The following is a 21,791-nucleotide window of genomic DNA, read 5'->3' as shown; positions in this document are numbered from 1 at the left end:
TTTTCAAAATAATGAATAAAAAAATAAAAAAATACATTGTGTTCATTTTGTTCACAGAAAAGAGACTGTCGCCATTAATCAGTCTCCCTTGTTTACTACATGATATTTTCTTTCAGGTCGTCCCACAATCCCATATTCTAATTCCGCCGCTACTTCTCCTACCGAAATTAGATACTCTAAATATCTTCTAGCAGTGGTACGTGATGCACCTATCTTTGCTCCCATCTCTTCTGCTGTTATTCCCCCTTTTAACGAGTTTATAATGTCGGATACCTTCTCTAATGTTAATGGATCAATTCCTTTAGGGGTTTCTTTCTGGTCTAATGTAGCCGATTGGTGGCCAAAGTACTTATCTAAAAATGATTGATCAACCTCCTTTTTCCTCTCGAGGTTTTCCATCATTTCCCGGTAGCGTTCCAATGTCTCAATAAACCGTTCCATTTTTACTGGCTTAATAATATAGTCAAACACGCCATTTCGAATGATTTCACCCACCAAATCTGTTTCCGTAGCCGCCGTAACCATAATAAAATCAATATGTGAATTTGTTTCTCGAATCGTATCGATTAGATTCGCTCCGAGAATATCTGGCAAGTAGACATCTAAGATTACTAAATCTACACGCTTCTCAGCTATTAGCTGGATGGCTGTCTCTCCATTTAATGCTTTGCCAACTACCCGAAAGCCCGAAACCTTTCCAATAAACGCCTCATGAATTTTAGCGATTCGAAAATCATCTTCCACTATGACAACATTAATCATATTCTTCCCCCGATTTTCCTTGTTTTGGAATAAATACGGAAAACACTGCTCCCCCACTTGGTTGATTATGAACTTCAATTTGGCCGCCTAGCTCCTCCACCGTATCCTTAACAATGGCTAGACCATATCCTCTTTCTACATCATTCTTGCTGGAATAACCTAGTTCGAATAGCTTTTGTACATTCTTATCTGGTACACCATCACCAGAATCCGATATCTCGAAGACAATATCCGTTCCTATATCTGTCCCAAAAAAAGTAACTTCTTTCTTTTCCTTTTTCTCGACTGCCTCCAATGCATTATCTAGTAAATTTCCTAGAATGGAAATCATCTTGGCCATATCTATATGCTTAGGCAACTCGCTAATATAACTGTTTCCATCTACTTTAAACTCAACCTTCTTCTCCGACGCTTTCCCCATCTTGCCCAACAATATTGCTTGTATTGTTCGGTCCTTTATCTGTTCCATTAATATTCTATTAGCATGAATCGTTGCTTTTGATTCTAGTTGGATTAGATCAATTGCTTCTTTATAATGTCCTAATTGTAACAGTCCAGATAGAACATAGAGTTTATTCGTATACTCGTGGGTTTGTGCCCGTAGATCTTCTGAGTATTTTCTTACTTCTGATAGCGTATTGAGCATTTCATTAATTTCTGTTTTATCCCGAAAGCTCGCTACCACTCCAACTACGTTTTGCTTCTCATCCAGTATCGGTGTTCGATTAACAATTACAAGACGGTTATTTAACACCATTTCATCATCTTTGACTGCCTTCCCTGATTTTAAAACGTCATACATTTTAGTATTAGGAAACACTTCTTCAACTCTTTTATTCGTATAATTATCGATTAATCTAAGTATCTTCTGGGCAGATTCATTCATAACCGTAATTCTTCCATGAGAATCTATTGCAATGATCCCTTCTTTTATCGATGACAAAATAGCACTTCTATCCTGAAACAATGATGCTATTTGATAAGGTTCTAGACCGAACGTGTCTTTTCGTATATTACGGGCAAGCATCACACTGCCAATGATCCCCAACATTATAATCACTACTGCCGAGCCACTAAATTTTTGTAAGCTATTATAAATAATCGCTCGAATATCATCGAGCATAAATCCAACAGAAATAATGCCAACTACTTCTCCATCCTGATTGAAAACTGGAGCTTTTCCTCTTAGTGATGGACCTAAGCTACCATCTGCTTTGGAAATATAATATTCTCCATTGATTAACGCTCGATCATTATCACCACCAACCATCCGTTCCCCAATTCTCTCTACATCTGGATGTGCATAACGAATACTATCTGCATTTCCAATCACAATAAACTCTGCCCCAATTACCTCTCTAATTTCTTCCGCGATTGGTTGGAGAACCTCTGATGGACTTTCCAGTTCAAACGCTTCCACTACAGTTGGTATGATGGATATCGTCATTGCGGCATTTAAAGCACGCTCCCCAATATGTCTCTCTGTATCCTTTGACTCTAAATAGGCGAAAATACCGATAAGAGAAATTGTAATAAACGTAATTAAACTAATAATTAACACTAGTATTTTGGATTGTAAGGATATTTTCTGCAAGAAGCACCACCCTAGAGCATTAATATTCTAAATTTACCATATTCATAGTGTTATTTAAATACTGAAGATTACGTGAAGTAATGTACAAATTGATTGTAACGTACGATAAAACCATTTAAAAAGGGGCCTCCATAATGGAAGCCCCTTTCCAGAGCATACTACTTGTTCCCGTTTTGCATACTCTGTTCAGCGATTTTGATCATTCGTTTGACCATCTCGCCACCCACGGATCCGTTTTCACGTGCAGTTGTGTCCGCACCAGGCTGAACGCCAAGTTCATTTGCAATTTCCTCTTTCATTTGGTCAATTGCATTCCTTGCACCAGGCACTAACAATTTATTATTGTTTCTAGCCAAAACCGATCACTCCCTTGTGGGTAATGGAACAGAAGATTCTGTTCCCTATTAGGGTGCGAATAATGATTACTTATTATACTTTTGTTGAAGTTAACATAAGCTTGACAGCACTTTTCCACTACTCTATATTTTTAATAATAAGACTCTTCTAATATATATCACAAGTATTGGGGGCTACATGATTGAACGTTTATGAAGATGCTACAGAAAGCGAAGAGCGTATCAACGAACTGATTCAAAATGTAGAGGAAAAATATTTTATCGGTAGAAGTAAGGAGTTAACTTTCTTTCAAGAGTATATTCAAGCAGACAATCCAGATCAAAAAATCATCCATTTTTATGGTGAAGGTGGAATCGGTAAAACCTATTTATTACATGAATTTGCTAGAGTTGCAAAACAAAAACAGATTCCTTTTTTCCTGCTCGATAGTCAGGACTTTGTACAAAACGTTCAAGGGTTTATTGATCATCTATATCAAGCTTTGGCTTGTCATCAAAACGAACCATTGAACTATTCACCACAAATAAGCTTACAAGATTGTCTTTCTCTAATTGATCGGTTTCAATGTCGAGTAATCATTACAATAGATACATTTGAACAAATGGAGTTAGAACGTTGGTTTCGAAATACCTTTATTCGATATTTACATCCAAGTGTCACGATTATTCTAGCAGGAAGAAAACCATTAATCGGAGAATGGCTGGAATCCCCTGCATGGAGAAAAATTACTAGACAGATAAAATTAGAACCCTTTACCGTGGAGGAAACAAGTAATTTACTGGAACTAAATGGTTTTAATAATAATCAAGAAATAAGAAAAATATGGGAGTTTACAAAAGGTAATCCATTACTATTAACACTTGCTACTATAATTAATCTCTCAGAAGAAGAGCATAATCAAAGTTTTAACAATAACATAGATATTTTGACTACCCTTACCAAAAGATGGTTAAGAGAGGTAACCAATGAAGGGTTAACAAGAATGGTAGAAGCTGCTGCCATGTTTCATCAATTTGATCAACATTGTCTATCCGAGGTACTCAATCGTGAAATACCTAATCAGGAATTCTACGAACTTACCTCCCTATCATTTGTAAAACGGTCTCGCAGGGGATGGAGTATACATGATTTAGTTCGTGATGCTATTCGGATAGAACTCCAACATCGTAACCCCAACCAATATGAACGAATAAACAAAAAGATTATTGAGTTCTATTATCATCGAATTGCTAAACGCCCAACCGTAGGAGATATCGCTTCTTTTTTTTATCATCTTGGAGATGATGTTATTCAATCGGTTTTCTTTCACGAGGCCACCTTTAATAATGGTATGTATTTAGAACCGATTGGCGACCATAATTTTCATGCAGTAGAAGAATTTTTTGCCTATCTAAAAAACAATCCAACCATGACAAAGACTCATTATTTCAATCGAACAACTAACCATTCCTTCCAATTCCAATCACCAGTTGTACATAAACAACATGAGCTGGAATTAGTTGGACCTGCATACATCAAAAAAATCGGCTATAGTGGTTCAAGCCTACTAAAAAATATACACGATGAGGTAATTGGTATATCTGTTATTGTTCCAGTTAACGAACAGACATTACCTTTCCTTGCAACTCAGCCTGTTTCTAGTGCATATTTTGGTAATTTGACCAGGGAAGAAACAGAATTTTATAATGTACCAGTAGAAAAGACTGCCGGATATTATATCCGTTACCAAGAATATAAAGATCCAACAGATAATTCTGCCCGTTCCTTTTTATTATATAGTCTCTTACCATTAATCTTTTCAGGTGGAAAAATTGCTACATCCACCCCTTTACGATTCTATCAGGATTTGCTATACAAATTTGGATTTCAAACCGTTCCAGGGGCAGAGCATCGTGATTTTCAAACAGATGGCCCTACCCCGACATTCTTATTGGATTTAAGTGGACCGAGGCTACTACCATATCTCAAGCAATTCCTACACGATATCACGCAACAACAGAAGTTAGATATTTTAGCAGAAAAGTTCTCCTTAACGGAAAGGGAACAGGATATTACAAAATTGATTTTAGAAAACAAAACGATTGCTGAAATTGCTAGTGAATTATTCATTGCCCAAATCACGGTCAAAAAAAGTCTAAGCAGGATATATCATAAAGCAAATGTCCGAAATAGAAGCCATTTCTTAAAGAAAATGATGGATATTCTATAGAAAAGACGTCTCCAAGAGCCTGAATTCTTTGGATGACGTCTTTCGCTTTAATCGATTAAATTATGCTCTGAGCAAAAGAGATTATTCGGGTCATACTCCTTTTTAAGCACTACTAATTTATCCGCAATGGTTCGATAGGTGTTTCGAATTACTTCCTCGTTAACCTGTGAGCTATTTAAATAAGAGATTTGATGATAAGAATAAGGAAGAAGCTTTTCATATAAATTATCGAACCATGTTTGCGTTTTTGATGGATCGCTACTAATCTCCGCTTCAATTACTACGAGATAGCTCGCATCACGAATATAAAATGCTGTTTCTTGATGCGGGATTTGGTTTACTTTACCATGCAGCTCGACAAGATGAATAACGACGAGTAATTCACTGTTATTTACTTCATCCATAAGCAGTTGAATAACATTTGGATGTAATTCATTAAAGAATAAAGAAATCCCTTCGAACGTAAACCCCTCGCGAATATACGAATCAAATTTACAATGCATGTCACGATACAAGGTGATTTCCGTATTGTCAGTAAGTGGTGTAGCTAGCTCCAATAACGGTTGAATTATTTCCTGCTCTGTCTTTAGATTTAACTCTCCGACATACATCCCAACCAACCTGACATATTGATGGTCTTGGTTCAATTTTGTGATGATAATATTAAATGAGATATCCTCAACCGCCTGCTGGCGATAGCTTTCCGCTTTTTCTAGTATTTGTTTACAATCTTTATAATCATAAACAACATCGATGCCTAGAATATATTGACCGACAGGATGTAATTGAAATTCAAATTTCGTTACAACACCGAAATTAGCGCCAGCACCTCGAATTGCCCAAAAAAGCGCTGGATGTTCGAATTTATTAACGTAAAGTAATTGGCCTTCTCCGGTGACAAGGTGAACCCCGACTATATTGTCACTTGTCAGTCCATATTTACCTCTCAAATGTCCGATACCACCACCTAATGCAAGGCCTGAAATACCAATTTGAGAGTTCATCGCTAACGGAACTGCCAATCCATATTCTTGTGTTATCTTATCTACCTCTCTTGTTATCGCGCCAGCTTCAATAATGGCTATTTTACTTATTTCGTCTACTTGAATCTCATTCATCTGGGAGACATCTATGAGCACCGCATTATCTTTAACCGTTCTCCCTGCTGGATGAAAGCCTCCACCTCTTACACTAACCTTTAATCCATGTTCATTGGCATAATGGACAGCATCCAGTACATCTTGAACATGCTGGCATTCAAAGATTATAGCGGGATATCGGTCAACATGAGAATTCCATACTTTTCGTTTCAAATGATATAAAGGGTGATCACATTCAATTTTCCGGCCAGACTTTTGTTCGATATCTTGACCCATGAAAATTCCTCCATTTACTAGTAACGATAGGGTACACCTACTCCGCATTTCGTAGTTAGAACTTTTACACCCCTGTTAAGACTAGAATAGCATATAACAGTATATTTTGTAATGTATACTCAGGTATATATTTTAATAGACAACCCATTATGTTATGGAATAGTTGTCTGGTATTTTCTGCCCCCATTTTCTTTGTAACAAGTATGCTAGAACAATAAGGACAACAATTCCAACCACAAGAGACAATAGTGCGGATCCTGTAACACCTGCTATAAAGAAGGAGACTAAACCACTAATTGCTGCAGTGATGGCAAATGGTGTTTGAGTATTTACATGATCAATATGGTCACTAGCACTTCCGGCAGACGAAAGAATCGTTGTATCAGAAATTGGCGAACAATGATCACCAAAAATACCGCCACTTAACACCGCAGCAATGGCTAAAAACATAGACATTTCATCCATTGCATGCGCTAATGGCATGGCAATGGGTACCATAATGGCAAAAGTACCATAAGATGTTCCAGTCGTGTAGGCAACCACTCCTGCTACAATAAATAATAGAATAGGAATCATTGCTGGTGATACAGACTGCTCAGCAAGACCTACAATAAAATCAGCCGTACCAAGTGCTTGTGTTACGCTGCCTATAGACCATGCTAATGTTAGGATAATATACACTAACATCATGCTTTTGAAACCGTTTACAATTAGTTGCATAGATTCTTTAAAATTAAACAGTTTCTGTTGAAGGCCCATTAGTAATGCTACGACAATCGAAGCAAAGGCAGCAATTAAAATCGACAATCCACCATCCGCTTCTCCTACAGCAGTAACTAAATCATTTTCTGGAAATCCACCAGTCCAAAGAAACATTGGCGGTATCATTCCAAGAAGTACGATGATTGGAACTAGAAAATTGCGCTTCTTTGGATTCCCCGGTATTGTCTCGACCTCAAGCATGGAATCATCTGAAGGAGGCTCAGCTCCATCTCTGAGGACTTTCCCTGTCGTTCTTGCCCTATATTCTACCTTTGCCATTGGACCGAAATCCCACCGTTTGAAGATAACAATAGCAACTAAAAGTAATGCTAATATCGAATAAAAGTTAAACGGTATTGTTGCTAAATACGTAACATACTCCGAACCTGTAATTCCAAGCTCCACAAATTGAGCGCCAATTAATCCCATTACAAATACGACCCAAGTTGAAACTGGCGCAAGTAAACATAATGGTGCTGAAGTCGAATCGACTATATAGGCGAGTTTCTCTCGTGATACACGCATTTTATCGGTTACCGAACGCATAACACTTCCTACAGTAAGCGCATTGAAATAATCCTCAAAAAAGATAATAACGCCAAATAGCATCGTTGATCCCTGTGCACCACGATCGGTTTTTACTCTTTTTGAAATGGATTGAGCAATCGCCTGGGCACCACCTGTCTTTTGTAAAAATGCAACTAAAACACCAAACAAACCACAATAAAGCAATACAGTTGCACTCCACTCATCCCCTAAATTCGGTAAAATAAATTCACTGAAGCTAGCATACATCCCGAGTAATGGGTTCCAATCATGAACCATAGTTGCCCCAATCCAGACACCGGCAAATAAGGCAGGTATGACACTTCTAGTAATTAATGCTAGCAGTATTGCCAATACTGGTGGTAAAAGTGATAATATCCCAAATTCCACTGTTATTCCCCCTATCTATTTTAGAGATACACTCCTCCTATACTTTATGTATGGAACAGTTTAGTAAAAAATTCCTGGTATAAGAGGAAGCGATCATTTTATACAGCATTTCCATTTACTTTCTTCCATGTTCGAACAAGTCCATTCACTATTGGTTTAATCACCTCCTTTTCAGTATCATATTTAAGATGTGATAGTGGGTTCCAGCTAGTAAAAATGCCACCTACATTGACTTGAACATCTTCCGTAACCGCTTGATAATAAGCTTCATTTATTCCTTTTAAAGGAAATGCGAGAATATCATCTTTATCATAGAAGTTTAGCCATTCCCCTTGTAATTCGGGATAATACTGTTGAACGAATGGCGAGGGGACTGCTATCGGTGAACCAAAGTCAATATAACGTAGGGACCACATCGCCATCGGACTCCCTAATGTATAAAAAAGCGTTAGTGTCTGACATTGTTCAATTGCATTCTGACTCGTACAATATTTCGTTTCCTTACCAATGTTATCTTGCTTGTATTGCAAGTCATAAAAGTAATTACTTGCGATAATCGTACCAAGGCTATGACTTATAACACATAGGGGTGCCTTCTCACCAGCCTTTTCCCGTAAACGCTGCATCGACTTTGCCAGTAAAGCGTGAACCTTATCATAATTTTGATTCTCCATTTTTGTAGGTTGATAGGCTACAGCATCTGCAAGAAATTCTAATACAAATCGGCGCAGCCGCGAATATCTTAGTTTCCTGTATGTCTTGAGCTGTTCCCATAACTTCACTTGTTCAGGAGCAAAGACACTAGACCAAAACACTGGTTCGAATACAATCTCTACATCTGCTTTTTGTTCGGGTAGCATATTGTTAAATTCTTTCTTAATTCTATCTATTAATTTATCTGCGAAATTCTCCTTAGGAGTTCCAGCACCATGAAGAATCAATACAGCAATTTTTTGACTCATCAAACTCCCCCTTGGAATGAAAGACATGCCTTTTTTCTTATTTTACAGAAAAATTAATTATTTTAAAAGATAAAGATTTTTTACAAGTTCTTCTATCATCCCTGTCTATTTATAATCCCAAAGTATCGTCCACTTTCCATCTAAAGAAGTAGCATAAACATCCTGTACAATCTCAAAGTTCCCATACAATCCTTGGTAATATTGGACAACGGTAACTTTATAAACTTCATCGATCGGCTCAACTTCCTCTTCTATTTGCCAATTGCGAACCAGCTCTGCTTTTTCCAACGTAAAGGTGAACGTATTAACTCCAAAATGATGAAAGAAAACATGCGGCCTATCTTGTAAGTAATCACCCTTGTCAAATCGTTCCTTCATATATGGATGGAACATTTCCCATGATTCCGAAAACGCCCCCTCCTGTTCATATTCGTAAAACTTCTCAACTGCCTTCTCTGCTTGATTGGAAGGTGTTTGAAGAATAAAAAAATAAACGAAACCACTAAGAAGTAAGACGATCAATACGAAGAATAGGACGATAAAAATCCTTCTTTGCCTATTTCGGTTCATTCGTAACCCTCCCATTTGAGATTGGACTACTTCATTACTATTCGATGCAAAAGTTAAATATAAGTAATTAAAGTTAATGAACTATAAAACCATCAAGTTAAAGAAATATTGTTGACATGGGGCAATATTGTGCTATTCCAAATGTACATAACATACAATTTCTTGGGGGTGAAAATTCATGTCAACTTCTCGAATTATGAAATGGATAACTGGTGGATTAGAAGCTTTGTTAGGGTTTCCGATTTTAGGTGCTACCATAATTGTTGGATTACTTTGGACGCCGCTTTTAGTCATGTTAGTTCTACACATCATCACATTAGTTCTGACACAAAGAGATGGTGGTGCATCAACAGGAAGTATCCTCGGTATTATTACTTCTTGTATTGGTTGGATTCCATTCGTTGGAATGATTATGCATATTCTTTCTGCCATTTTCCTCATGATTAATGCCGCAAAACCAGATAATGCTTCAATAGGTGTAGCTTCTTAACAGTAAGATGAGGCTGGGACAAAACGAAAGAAAGGTACTAAAAAACGAACTATCACCACATTAGCCCTGGAAATATTCGTAGACTCCTGCAAGAGGAAAGGCATAGGTGAGCCACCTAAAGAAGTAGCACGAGCAGGCTAAGGTAGCCTGCGGGTTTGATGCGCTAACTTTCATGTTCGGTTTATCCTTTGTTAGAAATAATATAGTCCCAGCCTCATTCTGATTTATCCCTTTCCACATTCTAGAAAACACTATAAACGTAAAAAACCACAGACATATTGTCCGTGGTTTTCAATTACCGTACAACCATTGCATGGCTTCCAGCTTTCTTATAAATTTCAAAAAATTGGTCCATTGGATAAGATACATTTCCTTTTAACGGATCCATTACAAATACTTCATCTTCACTAAATCCCGTCAACACTACCGTATGCGAATTTCGGATAACATCGATTGATTTTTCAGTTCCATGCACATACCAAGAATAATTAAACAAGGGCTCCTTAAGATCAATCGTAGTCCAAACAACTACTGGGATCCCTTCCTGAACATAATGGTTTAACAATTCTTCCGGACTACTTCCTGTTATGTCTTCTGGTTTATGATGTCCCCCCACCTCTTTAAAATAGCGATTGACTGTCTCTATAATAGGTGGGACATAACTAAAGAACCCTTGGTTTCTACTTCTTGGTTCACCTGCATAAGCATTATACGGATCTGCACCATATAGCTTACCATTCTTAACCTCAAAGGGAAGCTTTGGTAAATACTTATCAGAAAGTACCGTTTTGTCTACTTCATACCCATAATAATGTAAAACGGAAGCTAAAGAGGTAACCTCACAACCATTCGGTAGTTCAGGTTCTTGTAACACAGTATCTACCGGTAAATTCATTTCAGTTACAACCACTTCATCTTGATCTGTGCGTTCATAAGTGGTAACGGATGGATAAACATTATTCTCTATAGCAATTTCTTCCTCCGCCGATAACAATGCTATGGATTGAGGATCTGTATTTAATTGATATGGCCAGTATATATCCGTTTGGATAATTTGATATGTCTTATTTTGTGGAAGCTTATTAGTTCGTACAACACCGTCACTTCCAGTAGTAAGCTCTTCTAGAACTTCTTCTGTTTCTGAATCAAGCAGTTGAAATGTAACATCTTGAATCGGAAAGCCATGTTGAGCATCGATACTCACAATGGTTATTACTCCTTCATTCTTGTCAAACACCTCTGAGACAAAAGCATTTATCTTTTCGCCTTTTATCACGACAAGAATAATACTTAAAAATAGAAAAAAGAAGAGTATCGAATTTCTAATGATTAATTTCACCTATGAGCAACTCCCAACCATGGCTCTGATTTCATCATCATTTAAAACTACTTGCTTAGTCTTCCATATCAATAAAGAAACGTTTATACCACACTAAAAATACATAAACCGTCCAAATATAGCGAGCACGGTTCGCCTGTCCATGATAGTGCTCATCCAGAAACTTCAATAACATCTCCGTATGGAAGAATTGTTTCGCAATATCCGATTCAAAAACTTCTCGCACTTTATTATAGTACTTCGATTGTTTAAGCCATTCGCGGAATGGTACAGGGAAGCCAACCTTTGGACGATTTGCCCATTCATCTGGTAATACTTCATTTGCTGCTTTACGTAAAACATATTTTGTATCCATATCATTTACTTTTAAATGTGCTGGAATTTTTCCTGCCATTTCCATTACTTCTTTATCCAAGAATGGAACACGAAGCTCAATAGAATGTGCAGAGCTCATTTTATCTGCCTTTAATAGGATATCTCCAGGTAACCAGTGCTTCATATCGACATATTGCATCTTCGTCACATTGTCTTTACCTGGAACTCTGTCATAGGATTCACGTACAATTTCCACTGCAGTTGGTGCATCCTTATAATCATCCTTTAAGACTTTCATGGCATCCTTCTCATCAAATACCTTCGCCTGTCCAATAAACTTCTCCTCTACCTTTTGACCACCTTTTACGAAGAAGGTAGTGATTCGGTTTTCTGGAAGTTTCTTGGCAATATTAGAAATAATACGTCGGAAAATAAATGGTATTTTCTCATAGGCACGCATTTCTTTCGATGTTTCATACCATGCATACCCACCAAAAATTTCATCTGCACCCTCTCCCGAAAGCAGCACTGTCGCATGCTGACTAGCAAGCTCTGCTAAGAAATATAGCGGCACTGAAGAAAGATTCGATTGTGGCTCATCCATATGATATTGAACCGTAGGAATGATATCAAAGAACTCATCCGCACTGATAATTTTCTTATGATTTTCAATTCCTAATTGCTTGGATAGATCTGCAGCAATATTCGTTTCATTGAAAATACCTTCGTAATCCTCAAAACCGACTGAGAAGGTTTTGTCTGGCTTTAGAAGTGCTGTAATATAACTAGAATCCACACCACCAGATAAGAAGGACCCTACTTTCACATCACTGATGCGATGGTACTTAACAGATTCCTCCATTGTTTCTTTGATTTGTTGAACATAGTATTCTAGTGAATTTTCTTCTGTTTCAAATGGCACATCCCAATATTGGTTAATTTCCATTTCACCATTCTTATAAATCATATAGTGACCAGGTCTAAGCTTGTAAACCCCTTTAAAGAACGTTTCATCAAGCGCAGAATATTGGAACGTTAAATATGGCTTTAATGCTTTTTTATTTAATTCCTTTTGGAAACCAGGGAATTTCATAAACGATTTAATTTCTGATCCAAAGAGTAAAGAATTATCAGTAGTATGTTGTGTATAATACAAAGGTTTAATACCAAAGAAATCACGAGCAATAAATAACGACTCATCTCGTTTATCCCATAATGCAAAAGCAAACATTCCTCGAAGCTTTTGAAGGATTTCTACTCCATACTCTTCGTAACCGTGGATGATTACCTCTGTATCACTTTGGCTTTTAAATACATGACCTTTTTCCTTCAAATCATCCATTAAAACTTGGTAATTATAAATTTCCCCATTAAAAATTAAGGCAATTGAGTTATCCTCATTAAACATTGGCTGACTAGCATCGGGGGTTAAATCAATAATTTGCAATCTTCTAAAGCCCAATGTAACATTTCCATCTACATGATAGCCGTCACTGTCTGGACCTCGGTGTCCAATAGTATTCATCATTTCTTGTATAACGGTTGCTTTATCTATATCAATTGTCTTAGTTGCGAATCCAACAAAACCACACATGGCAGTATCTCCTCATATTCCCAATTCTACTATGTTATCTAACTAGTAGTTTATTTAATTCTATCGTAAAATTATACCTATTAATTTTACCAAGTTAAGGAGACAATCTCAAGAGGGAACACAACAGCATTCGGCATTATTCGACTAAACTTAAATTATTGTGGAATAAGAATCAATCGGGGGGCGACTGATTCTTATTTATTTTGACATGATGAGGATGCCTTGCGAGGAAGATTGAGGGATTTTATTGGATTATGTAGTAAGAATGCGAAGATTAGAGTGTATTCAATAGTTTTATTTCGGATAGGCGACGGTTTGTAGCGGCAATAATTTCAAGCAGTTGTACAATTGTTTTTTCGTGTTGCTCCACCTTCCTTTTTAACTCTAAAAATTCATTATAGTTCACTTTACCTCCTCCTTTCTTCCTTGGTTATATCATAAACAAAGACAATAGAATTTTTCCAATAGCTATTTTTAGTATTTTTGACCTAATTCGACAAGGAAAAGCTGCTAAACAGAAATTTTAAGGGAAATTTTTATAGGAAAATTTCAGTTTAGACCGCTTAATTTATAAGAAAACAAATTAATTTCTTTTTTTCAACAACATTCGACATTTCCATTAGGAAACTTGTCCTATAACCGATTAAATTGCAGTTTTCTCGAATAAAAAATGATATTGCTAATATACTTGGTAACATGGATTAAAGGAGGTTATTGGCATGCCTGGAGGTTCATTTTCAAAAGAAGTAGATGTACCTATTGAAGTTGTATGGGGATTTGTCAGCGATATGAACAAATGGGCTCCACTGGTCCCTGGTTATATCGAGCACAAGGTTCTCAATGAAAAGCAGTCCACTTGGAAATTTAAAGGAGATGTTGGAAAGCTACAGAAGACAGTTACTATGCAAATTGATATTATCGAGTGGAAAAGGCCAACTACAGTAAGATTTACGTTAACGGGATTAAGTGAACATGTAACGGGTAAAGGGTATTTTGAAGCAAGAACGATAACAGACTTCCAAACCGAGATGACCGGAAATTTGAACATAACAGCAAAAGGTTTGATGGGACCTGTCATTAATCCTATTTTAAAAACATTAGTTCCAAAAGCAGTAAGGCGACTAACAGAATCAATTGTAGTAAAAATAATGGATAATCAACGGCAAGTGGCAAGAGGTTATTAAATAGAGGGCTCGGGCGCATGTATTCCTTTTTTGGGCTCATCTCACTCTCGATTGGGCGCATGTATTCCTTTTTTGGGTTCATCTCACTCGCGATCGGGCGCATGTATTCCTTTTTTGGGACCATCTCACTCTCGATCGGGCTCATGTATTCCTTTTTTGGGCTCATCTCACTCGCGATTGGGCGCATGTATTCCTTTTTTGGGACCATCTCACTCTCGATCGGGCTCATGTATTCCTTTTTTGGGCTCATCTCACTCGCGATTGGGCTCATGTATTCCTTTTTTGGGCTCATCTCACTCGCGATTGGGCGCATCTACTCCAGCTTCGGGCTCATCTCACTCGCGATTGGGCGTATCTACTCCAGTTTCGGGTCCATCCCACTCCGAACCTTCAGAGATTACAATGAAAGGCCAAAACGAGTCAGTTCGTTTTGGCCTTTTCTTATGCTTGTGTCATTTCCCATTCATGAATTTCATAGCCTCTTGCACCTTTTAGAACATAAGGATCCTTTTTCACCATGTCTTCTACTTGTTCTAATAAATCAGCTTTATATATTACTAACCCACCTGCTCCATCCACAAAGCGCCCTTTTGCAAAAATAAAACCATCCTCTTGCTTTTCCTGTAAAAACTGTAAGTGTTCTTGGCGATACTGTTTACTTTTCTCTTCATCCTTCATCGGTAAAAAAACGGCAAAAAGTTTCATAAGGTAGTCCTCCATCTAAGGATATTTGTATGTTATTGATATCATATTTTCAGGCAGTTTGCCAAATACTAATACCAGCACTTTTTGTAATATCCCATTTCCATATAAACTCTCCTGAAAGGATGTTTCGTTAAATGAATTTAAAAGCACTTGGGATTAAGTTTATCATAAATATGATTATCGTTTTTTCGATTTTTGGCATATTTTATGATGCTTCCTTAGTAAATTTATTTATTATCAGTGTATTAACCACTGCAGTTGCCTATGTTGTTGGTGATTTGTATATCTTAAGACGTTTTGGAAATGTCGTAGCAAGTATTTCTGATTTCTTTTTAGCTTTTGTAACGTTGGCTATGCTTGGGATAATATTTATTCAAACAGATATGCCTATCGTATTAGCTTCCTTATTCGCAGCTTTTTTCTTTGCCATCACCGAACCCTTCTTGCATGCATACATGCAAGAAAAAGGACCGGATGAAAAGAGTACCCGTCCACTAACTAGAGGAAGATATCAAACCGAAATTGCAGAGGAATCCACACCAAACCGTATAACAAGAAAGACTGATAAGAGAAGAGATCCCACCAAATAATAATGATGCTAACAAAAAAAGTGCCAGTACTATCTTGGAGCATTTATAGTATCTGGCACTAATCATTACAAACGTTTAAATTGCTCTACAACACGTTCCACCGTGAAACCATATTTCTCCATCACTTCCTCGCCTGGTGCTGATTGACCAAATTTATCAATACTCATCACTTTCCCATTTAAACCAACATAGTCTTTCCACCCAATTTTAGAACCCATTTCAACAGAAAGCCGTTTCGTTAGTTGACTTGGAAGAACAGTTTCTTTATATTCATCTGGTTGTTGATCAAAAAGATCCCAAGATGGCATGCTTACTACATTGATATAAATACCTTCCATTGCAAGTTCTTGTTGTGCAGATAGTGCTAAATTCACTTCAGAGCCTGTTGCAATGATGATTCCACAAGGATCTGCTACTGGAGATAAAACATATGCTCCTTTTGTCACTCCATTCATTGCCAATTTACTAGTTTCCTTCAGTGTAGGGAGTCCTTGGCGCCCTAATACTAGAATGGTAGGTTTGTCGGTGGATGATATGGCTAACTTCCAAGCGGCTTTAGCTTCATTGGCATCAGCAGGTCGAATAATAGATACTCCGGGCATGGCACGGAGCGACGCAAGATGTTCTACCGGCTGGTGAGTTGGCCCATCCGCTCCAACTGCCACACTATCATGCGTAAATACATAAGTTACCGGTAATTTCATTAAAGCAGCTAAACGAAGTGCTGGTCGTAAATAGTCAGAGAATACAAAGAATGTACTTACAAATGGTTTTAAGTAATGCAGTGCCATCCCATTAGCAATCGCTCCCATAGCAAATTCTCGGACACCGAACCACACATTTCTTCCACCATAATTACCAGGTTTAACATCACCATAACGATTTAACTTAGCTAGTGTCGAAGAGTGTAAATCAGCTGCACCTCCAACAAGTTCCGGAAACCTATCTGCTAAAGAATTTAACATCTTACTAGCTGATGCCCTTGTCGCCATTGATTCTCCTACAGCAAACTCAGGGAGATTCTCATCCCATTTATCTGGTAATTCTCTATTTACTATCCGTTTAAATTCACGAGCTTCAGTAGGATACTCCGCTTCATATTGAGCTAATAGCTGATTCCACTCGTTTTCTTCTTGTATTCCATTTTCACGAATAGACCGAAAATCTTCATATACCTCGTCTGGAACATAAAATTCCTCTTCAAACTCCCATCCGAGTTGTTTTTTCGTGCGTTTAATCTCTTCTTTTCCAAATGGATTACTATGAGCCTTATGTGTACCTTGTAATGAAGGGGAACCATAACCGATTACCGTTTTCACTTCGATTAAGGTTGGACGCAGTTCTTCCATTCGTGCTAGATTTATTGCTTCTTTGATTTCTGATATATCATTACCATCTTCAACATGAATGTACTGCCAATGCATCGATTCAAAACGTTTTTGAATATCTTCTGAGAACGAATGTTGGAGATCACCATCTAAGCTAATATCGTTGGAATCATAAAGGACAATGAGACGCCCCAAGCCGAGATGTCCTGCTAGTGATGCTGCTTCATAAGAAACACCCTCCATTAAATCACCGTCACCACAAATGGTATAGGTGAAGTGATCGACTATCGGATAATCTTCGCGATTAAAGACTTCAGCTAAGTATCTTTCCGCAAGAGCCATCCCTACTGCTACTGGTATGCCTTGACCAAGTGGGCCGGTAGTAGCTTCTACTCCTGGGGTATGACCATACTCCGGGTGTCCTGGAGTTTTACTATTCCATTGTCTTGTATTCTTCAAATCCTCTATTGTGATATCAAATCCTGTTAAATGGAGTAAATTATACAACAGATTTGAACCATGGCCAGCTGAAAGAACAAACCGATCACGATTTGCCCAAGTTGGGTTTAGTGGGTTAACAGTTAAATAGTTTTTCCATAATGTATATGCCATTGGTGCCGCCCCCAAAGGCATACCAGCATGTCCATGCTGGGCTTTTTCTACACTATCGAGTGTTAACGTACGTAACGTATTAATCGACAGTTCAGATCGTGCCTTTTCTGTCATTGTCATCCATTAATCCTCCATTTCATATGTGTTCTGTATTTATGTATACAAAATAATGGATAGACCCGAATCCATATTATTCCTATCAATACTAAATTGGATTCGGGTCACGGACCATTATTAAGCTACTTTCTTTTTATAAGGTATTGCCATAAGCAATAGAATAACTACTAAGCTAATTACTATGGCAATAGTACCAAAATAGTTTGCAAGTGATCCGAAGAAAATACCGGCTACACCAAAGTCAGCATCGGAGAAGGTAGAGTTTGCAAATCCTAGATCTCCAAGTACTGGCATTAAGAATACTGGTAGGAACGAGATGATAATTCCATTAACGAACGCGCCAAGTATAGCGCCTCGAACTCCACCTGTAGCATTACCAAATACCCCGGCTGCAGCACCTGTAAAGAAGTGAGGCACAACACCTGGTAAAATAATGACACTACCTGTAAAGGCCATTACAACCATGGATACAATACCCCCAATAAAGCTAGAGAAAAAACCAATTAATACCGCGTTTGGGGCATACGTAAATACAATTGGTACATCTAGTGCCGGCTTTGCATTAGGTACTAGTTTTGTGGAGATACCTTGGAATGCTGGAACAATTTCAGCTAATACTAATCGTACCCCGGCTAAGATAATGAATACCCCTGCTGCAAAATTCCCAGCCTGGATTAACGAGAATACGATATAATTTGTGCCGTCACTTAATTGCGCTTCAATAAATGTTGGACCTGCAAATAATGCTACGATAATATAAATAATTGCCATAGTTAATGCAATACTAACCGTACTATCACGTAAAAATCCTAATCCTTGCGGGAAATTGATTTTTTCAGTCGAAACAACCTCTTTTTTCCCTTTTACTGCCTTACCTACTAAACCACTAACTGCATAACCAACAGCACTAAAGTGACCTAATGCCACATTATCATTGCCAGTTAATTGGCGCATGAATGGTTGTAGAATGGCAGGTGATAACGTCATGATGATACCTAATGCAACAGAACCAACCGCAATTAATAGCGGTGTATTAAAACCAGCTACCGCCATAATAACAGCTAACATACATGCCATGTAAAGGGTATGGTGACCTGTTAAGAAAATATACTTAAAAGGTGTAATTCGAGCAATTAAAACGTTTACAATCATACCAAAAAACATAATAAGAGCCGTAGTAGTACCATATTCCGTTAGAGCTAATCCAACTATTGCTTCATTATTGGGAACTACCCCAGATACATTAAATGCTTCCTGGAACATTGCCCCAAATGGTTCTAGTGCAGTGCCTAAGATACCAGCACCAGCAGAGATGACAAGGAACCCAACAAAGGTTTTCGTTGTACCTTTTATCGTATCCGATAATTTCTTACGTTGTAGTAATAATCCAACAATAGCAATTAATGCAACTAGAATTGCTGGTTCACTTAAAATATCAACTAACGTACTTAAAAACGAATTCATGCTGCTCTTCCCCCTATTGGTTTAAATTAAATTATATTAAGTTTTTCTCTTTCATAAGCGCTGTAACTTTCTCTCTTAATTCATCCATATCAATAATATTGTTAAGAATGACTACTTCACCAAGGTGTGAACCACCTTCTGCGATATCCTTGGCTAGAAAGAATACATCTGCATCGCCAGGTGATACAGAACTTAAATCCGAATGCTCGACTTCGACACCTGTTACCCCTAGTTCTTGTAGTACATTTTTAATATTCATCTCCACCATAAAACTTGTTCCTAATCCATGCCCACATACTGTCATTATTTTCATTACTCTTCCCCCTCTTTTATAATTTGGATTACCTCTTCAGCAGTCTTAGCTCCCTTTAATAATGTAAGCTTTTTATCATCTGCTAGAATTTTAGTTAAATGAGATAATGCTTTTAAATGTGCTTCATTATCAATTGCAGCAATACAAATGAAAATATCAATTGCATGCTCTTGTTTTTCCAGTAAAAGAACTGGTTTAGTTGTTCGCAGGAATGACATACCAATATGATTCACTCCAGCCTCCGGTCTTGCATGCGGGATGGCAATACCTTTGCCGATGTGAATGTACGTTCCTACCTCTTCTACATTATGAATCATGGCATCTACATAACCTTGTTCGATATTACCTGACTCTAACAGTGGCTTGGATGCATAAGAAATGGCATCTTTCCAGTTGAGGTCTTGATCGGTAAATTGAATCATATTTTCTGTTAGTAATTCTGAAAGCATTGGTGAAAATCTCCCTTTATCTGTGTTTTTTAAATAGAGTAGGTTAACTAATTCAGAGAATAAACGATCCTCATCATGGATATTGGCATATTTTGTAATCACTTCCATAATCCTATCCACTGAGATATTCTTAACGTTCATTCTTGGGAAATCACTGGTAACCTGTTGAATAAGATAATTTTTTTCTACTTGAGATAGCAGTGAAGGAACAATATAGGTTGGCTTTCCAGTCGATGGAACTTCTACTGTTGAAAAGATCATATCGTAATTTCTTGGTGACATATCCTTCAAGGAATGGGTACTCGAGAATTCTATATCTGGAAACATCTGACTTAACTGTGCCTTTAGCATCATAGAAGAGCTAATTCCATTTGCACAAATGATTAATGCCCGTAATCTTTCTCTGTATTGCCTTCTATCCTTGGTTAGATGACCACCAAAATGAAGTGTGAAATAACCAATCTCTTCGTCACTTATCGTCTTTCCTGTCCACATAGCGAGTGGAGATAGCGCCTTACGTACAAATTCAAATAGATCTTTATAATCCTCCTGAATCCGCTCTTTCAATGGATTCACCAAAGGGATGCCAAAGGAGATCCGGAAGTATGCTGGTACTAAGTGATTGTACAAACTCTTTCTTAAAAAGGTTTTATTCTCTATTGGTAGCAATGTAACCTTCTCAAACTCCATAATGATCCTATCAGCAAGCTCTAGAAGGGTAGGATTTTCAACTGTATCCATTTCTTGTAAGGATACTAGAAGTTGTAACGTAACAAAGAAACTTTCTTCTATGGTTCCAGTTGGAAATAAACTGGCTGCTAGTTTTTTACCCGCTTCATACACACCTTGTCTACCTAGAATACTTTTCTCATAATCTTTAAAGGTTAGATTTTCTTTAGGAGTTCTAGCCCGATAAAAGGTTAGTCTTGTTATCATTTCATTTTTTCTACTCTTTACTAGCGAGATATTTTCTTTCTGGATAAATTCATCTACAATACATTTCGTATGGACAATTTCATTCTCAAATCCCCAGCTTTTTAAAATGATTATTACGATCTCTTTTCCTAATGGCTGTGAAGTCAACATATCACTACAATATGCAGCAAGTCTTCGCTTATCCATCTCACTTCCAATGGCATGATATCCCTTTGCTCTTGAATAAACCCATTCCAAATTCCATTCCTCGCATAATTTCTTAACACGCTTTACGTCCGCTAATGCCGTATTTTTACTAACACCAAGTAGTAGCTGGTAATGGTAATTCGATACGACTTCCTTGCGAATGAACGTATAAAGATAAATGGCAAATACTCGATCCTGTTCAGAAATAATAAACATACTGGAGTCCACATTGGCCAAAAATCCTGATAAAACCCTTTCTTTCAATACTCCAGGAACATGAAATAGACTATTTTCTAAACTAACTTCTGGTAGTTCTAAATTATTCAGCGTGTTATTTAATTTGTCTAAATCATAATGAAGCTGTCTATCTGTTATGCCAAGCTTTCTCATCACCTCTGATTTTGTAATCTGGTAATTAGAAGTAATTTCTTTAAATAGTAAATAGGAGCGTTGATCTATCAAGACATTACCCTCCACTTCTCACTTAAATTGTATATCGCTTTCATTTCATCTTTCAATCCTGATTGGCCCCAATCTATGTCATACACCCTGTACATGAATTGTGCTCAGTGCTGCCCCATACAAGGGTAATAATTTTCTATAATGAATGTATATCAAAATACTACGATAACGTAAAATCG

At 37.4% G+C, this 21,791-nt stretch carries 19 protein-coding genes; 4 read left to right on the top strand and 15 right to left on the bottom strand.

Translation table 11 applies throughout. The features are described from left to right. Positions 1–78: 78 nt before the first annotated feature. The 3 genes from AAIB49_RS09880 to AAIB49_RS09870 form a co-directional block, all read right to left on the bottom strand. Positions 79–762, bottom strand: coding sequence for a response regulator (locus AAIB49_RS09880; protein WP_339213661.1), 684 nt, complete (start codon positions 760–762; stop codon positions 79–81). Continuing rightward, positions 755–2,356, bottom strand: a complete 1,602-nt coding sequence (locus AAIB49_RS09875) for an ATP-binding protein (RefSeq protein ID WP_343457975.1) — start codon at positions 2,354–2,356, stop codon at positions 755–757. Before AAIB49_RS09875 ends, AAIB49_RS09880 begins: the two co-directional genes overlap by 8 nt. A 158-nt stretch (positions 2,357–2,514) precedes the next feature. Continuing rightward, positions 2,515–2,712, bottom strand: coding sequence for an alpha/beta-type small acid-soluble spore protein (locus AAIB49_RS09870; protein WP_186870426.1), 198 nt, complete (start codon positions 2,710–2,712; stop codon positions 2,515–2,517). A gap of 182 nt (positions 2,713–2,894) precedes the next feature. On the opposite strand from AAIB49_RS09870, the gene AAIB49_RS09865 reads away from it, so the two are divergent. Next, complete coding sequence (locus AAIB49_RS09865; RefSeq protein ID WP_343457974.1) at positions 2,895–4,922, top strand: LuxR C-terminal-related transcriptional regulator; 2,028 nt, start codon at positions 2,895–2,897, stop codon at positions 4,920–4,922. Positions 4,923–4,969: 47 nt separating this feature from the next. Here the strand turns inward: AAIB49_RS09865 and AAIB49_RS09860 are convergent, their stop codons facing one another. From AAIB49_RS09860 to AAIB49_RS09845, 4 genes are all read right to left on the bottom strand, one after another. Beyond that, positions 4,970–6,298 carry an FAD-binding oxidoreductase gene (locus AAIB49_RS09860; RefSeq protein ID WP_343457973.1) on the bottom strand — a complete coding sequence of 443 codons (1,329 nt, stop codon included), beginning with the start codon at positions 6,296–6,298 and terminating at the stop codon, positions 4,970–4,972. A 147-nt stretch (positions 6,299–6,445) separates the two neighbouring features. Then, positions 6,446–7,996, bottom strand: coding sequence for a Na+/H+ antiporter NhaC family protein (locus AAIB49_RS09855; protein WP_339213652.1), 1,551 nt, complete (start codon positions 7,994–7,996; stop codon positions 6,446–6,448). A 98-nt stretch (positions 7,997–8,094) separates the two neighbouring features. Next, positions 8,095–8,958, bottom strand: a complete 864-nt coding sequence (locus AAIB49_RS09850; RefSeq protein WP_339213650.1) for a chemotaxis protein — start codon at positions 8,956–8,958, stop codon at positions 8,095–8,097. Between the two features lie 105 nt (positions 8,959–9,063). Then, positions 9,064–9,528, bottom strand: coding sequence for a hypothetical protein (locus tag AAIB49_RS09845; protein ID WP_339213648.1), 465 nt, complete (start codon positions 9,526–9,528; stop codon positions 9,064–9,066). 178 nt (positions 9,529–9,706) lie between these two features. Between AAIB49_RS09845 and AAIB49_RS09840 the strand changes: the two genes are divergently transcribed. Further along, a complete protein-coding gene (locus tag AAIB49_RS09840; protein ID WP_339213647.1) occupies positions 9,707–10,018 on the top strand; it encodes a hypothetical protein in 312 nt (103 codons plus the stop codon). 295 nt (positions 10,019–10,313) lie between these two features. Here AAIB49_RS09840 and AAIB49_RS09835 read toward each other — a convergent pair whose 3' ends face one another. The 3 genes from AAIB49_RS09835 to AAIB49_RS09825 all read right to left on the bottom strand — a co-directional run bounded on the left by AAIB49_RS09835 (position 10,314) and on the right by AAIB49_RS09825 (position 13,672). Beyond that, positions 10,314–11,357 carry a C39 family peptidase gene (locus tag AAIB49_RS09835; RefSeq protein WP_339213646.1) on the bottom strand — a complete coding sequence of 348 codons (1,044 nt, stop codon included), beginning with the start codon at positions 11,355–11,357 and terminating at the stop codon, positions 10,314–10,316. A gap of 55 nt (positions 11,358–11,412) precedes the next feature. Beyond that, positions 11,413–13,266: an asparagine synthase (glutamine-hydrolyzing) gene (gene asnB, locus AAIB49_RS09830; RefSeq protein ID WP_339213644.1), complete on the bottom strand. Its 1,854-nt coding sequence runs from the start codon at positions 13,264–13,266 to the stop codon at positions 11,413–11,415. Between the two features lie 274 nt (positions 13,267–13,540). Continuing rightward, entirely contained in the window at positions 13,541–13,672 is a 132-nt protein-coding gene (locus AAIB49_RS09825; RefSeq protein ID WP_255488135.1) for a hypothetical protein, read from the bottom strand. Positions 13,673–13,985: 313 nt separating this feature from the next. Here AAIB49_RS09825 and AAIB49_RS09820 point away from each other — a divergent pair, with 313 nt between their 5' ends. Beyond that, positions 13,986–14,450 (top strand): SRPBCC family protein, encoded by a 465-nt coding sequence (locus tag AAIB49_RS09820; protein WP_339213642.1) that lies wholly within the window; start codon positions 13,986–13,988, stop codon positions 14,448–14,450. Positions 14,451–14,891: 441 nt separating this feature from the next. On the opposite strand, the gene AAIB49_RS09815 is transcribed toward AAIB49_RS09820, so the two are convergent. Continuing rightward, entirely contained in the window at positions 14,892–15,155 is a 264-nt protein-coding gene (locus AAIB49_RS09815; RefSeq protein WP_339213640.1) for a YciI family protein, read from the bottom strand. Between the two features lie 134 nt (positions 15,156–15,289). On the opposite strand from AAIB49_RS09815, the gene AAIB49_RS09810 reads away from it, so the two are divergent. Beyond that, positions 15,290–15,745 carry a YndM family protein gene (locus tag AAIB49_RS09810; RefSeq protein ID WP_339213637.1) on the top strand — a complete coding sequence of 152 codons (456 nt, stop codon included), beginning with the start codon at positions 15,290–15,292 and terminating at the stop codon, positions 15,743–15,745. A gap of 65 nt (positions 15,746–15,810) precedes the next feature. On the opposite strand, the gene tkt is transcribed toward AAIB49_RS09810, so the two are convergent. From tkt to AAIB49_RS09790, 4 genes are all read right to left on the bottom strand, one after another. Then, positions 15,811–17,805, bottom strand: a complete 1,995-nt coding sequence (gene tkt, locus AAIB49_RS09805) for a transketolase (RefSeq protein ID WP_339213635.1) — start codon at positions 17,803–17,805, stop codon at positions 15,811–15,813. 114 nt (positions 17,806–17,919) lie between these two features. Continuing rightward, positions 17,920–19,266 (bottom strand): PTS ascorbate transporter subunit IIC, encoded by a 1,347-nt coding sequence (locus AAIB49_RS09800; protein ID WP_339213633.1) that lies wholly within the window; start codon positions 19,264–19,266, stop codon positions 17,920–17,922. Positions 19,267–19,297: 31 nt separating this feature from the next. Then, complete coding sequence (locus tag AAIB49_RS09795) at positions 19,298–19,579, bottom strand: PTS sugar transporter subunit IIB (protein ID WP_339213631.1); 282 nt, start codon at positions 19,577–19,579, stop codon at positions 19,298–19,300. After that, complete coding sequence (locus tag AAIB49_RS09790; protein ID WP_343457972.1) at positions 19,579–21,612, bottom strand: BglG family transcription antiterminator; 2,034 nt, start codon at positions 21,610–21,612, stop codon at positions 19,579–19,581. The genes AAIB49_RS09795 and AAIB49_RS09790 overlap by 1 nt, the downstream gene beginning before the upstream one ends. Positions 21,613–21,791 lie beyond the last annotated feature (179 nt).

Origin of the sequence: Ornithinibacillus proteolyticus (assembly GCF_039581225.1) — a bacterium.
In the GTDB taxonomy this organism is placed as follows: Bacteria; Bacillota; Bacilli; order Bacillales; family Amphibacillaceae; genus Ornithinibacillus; species Ornithinibacillus massiliensis.
Note: the sequence above shows the minus strand (reverse complement) of the source record. Positions and strands in the feature narration are given on the sequence as shown.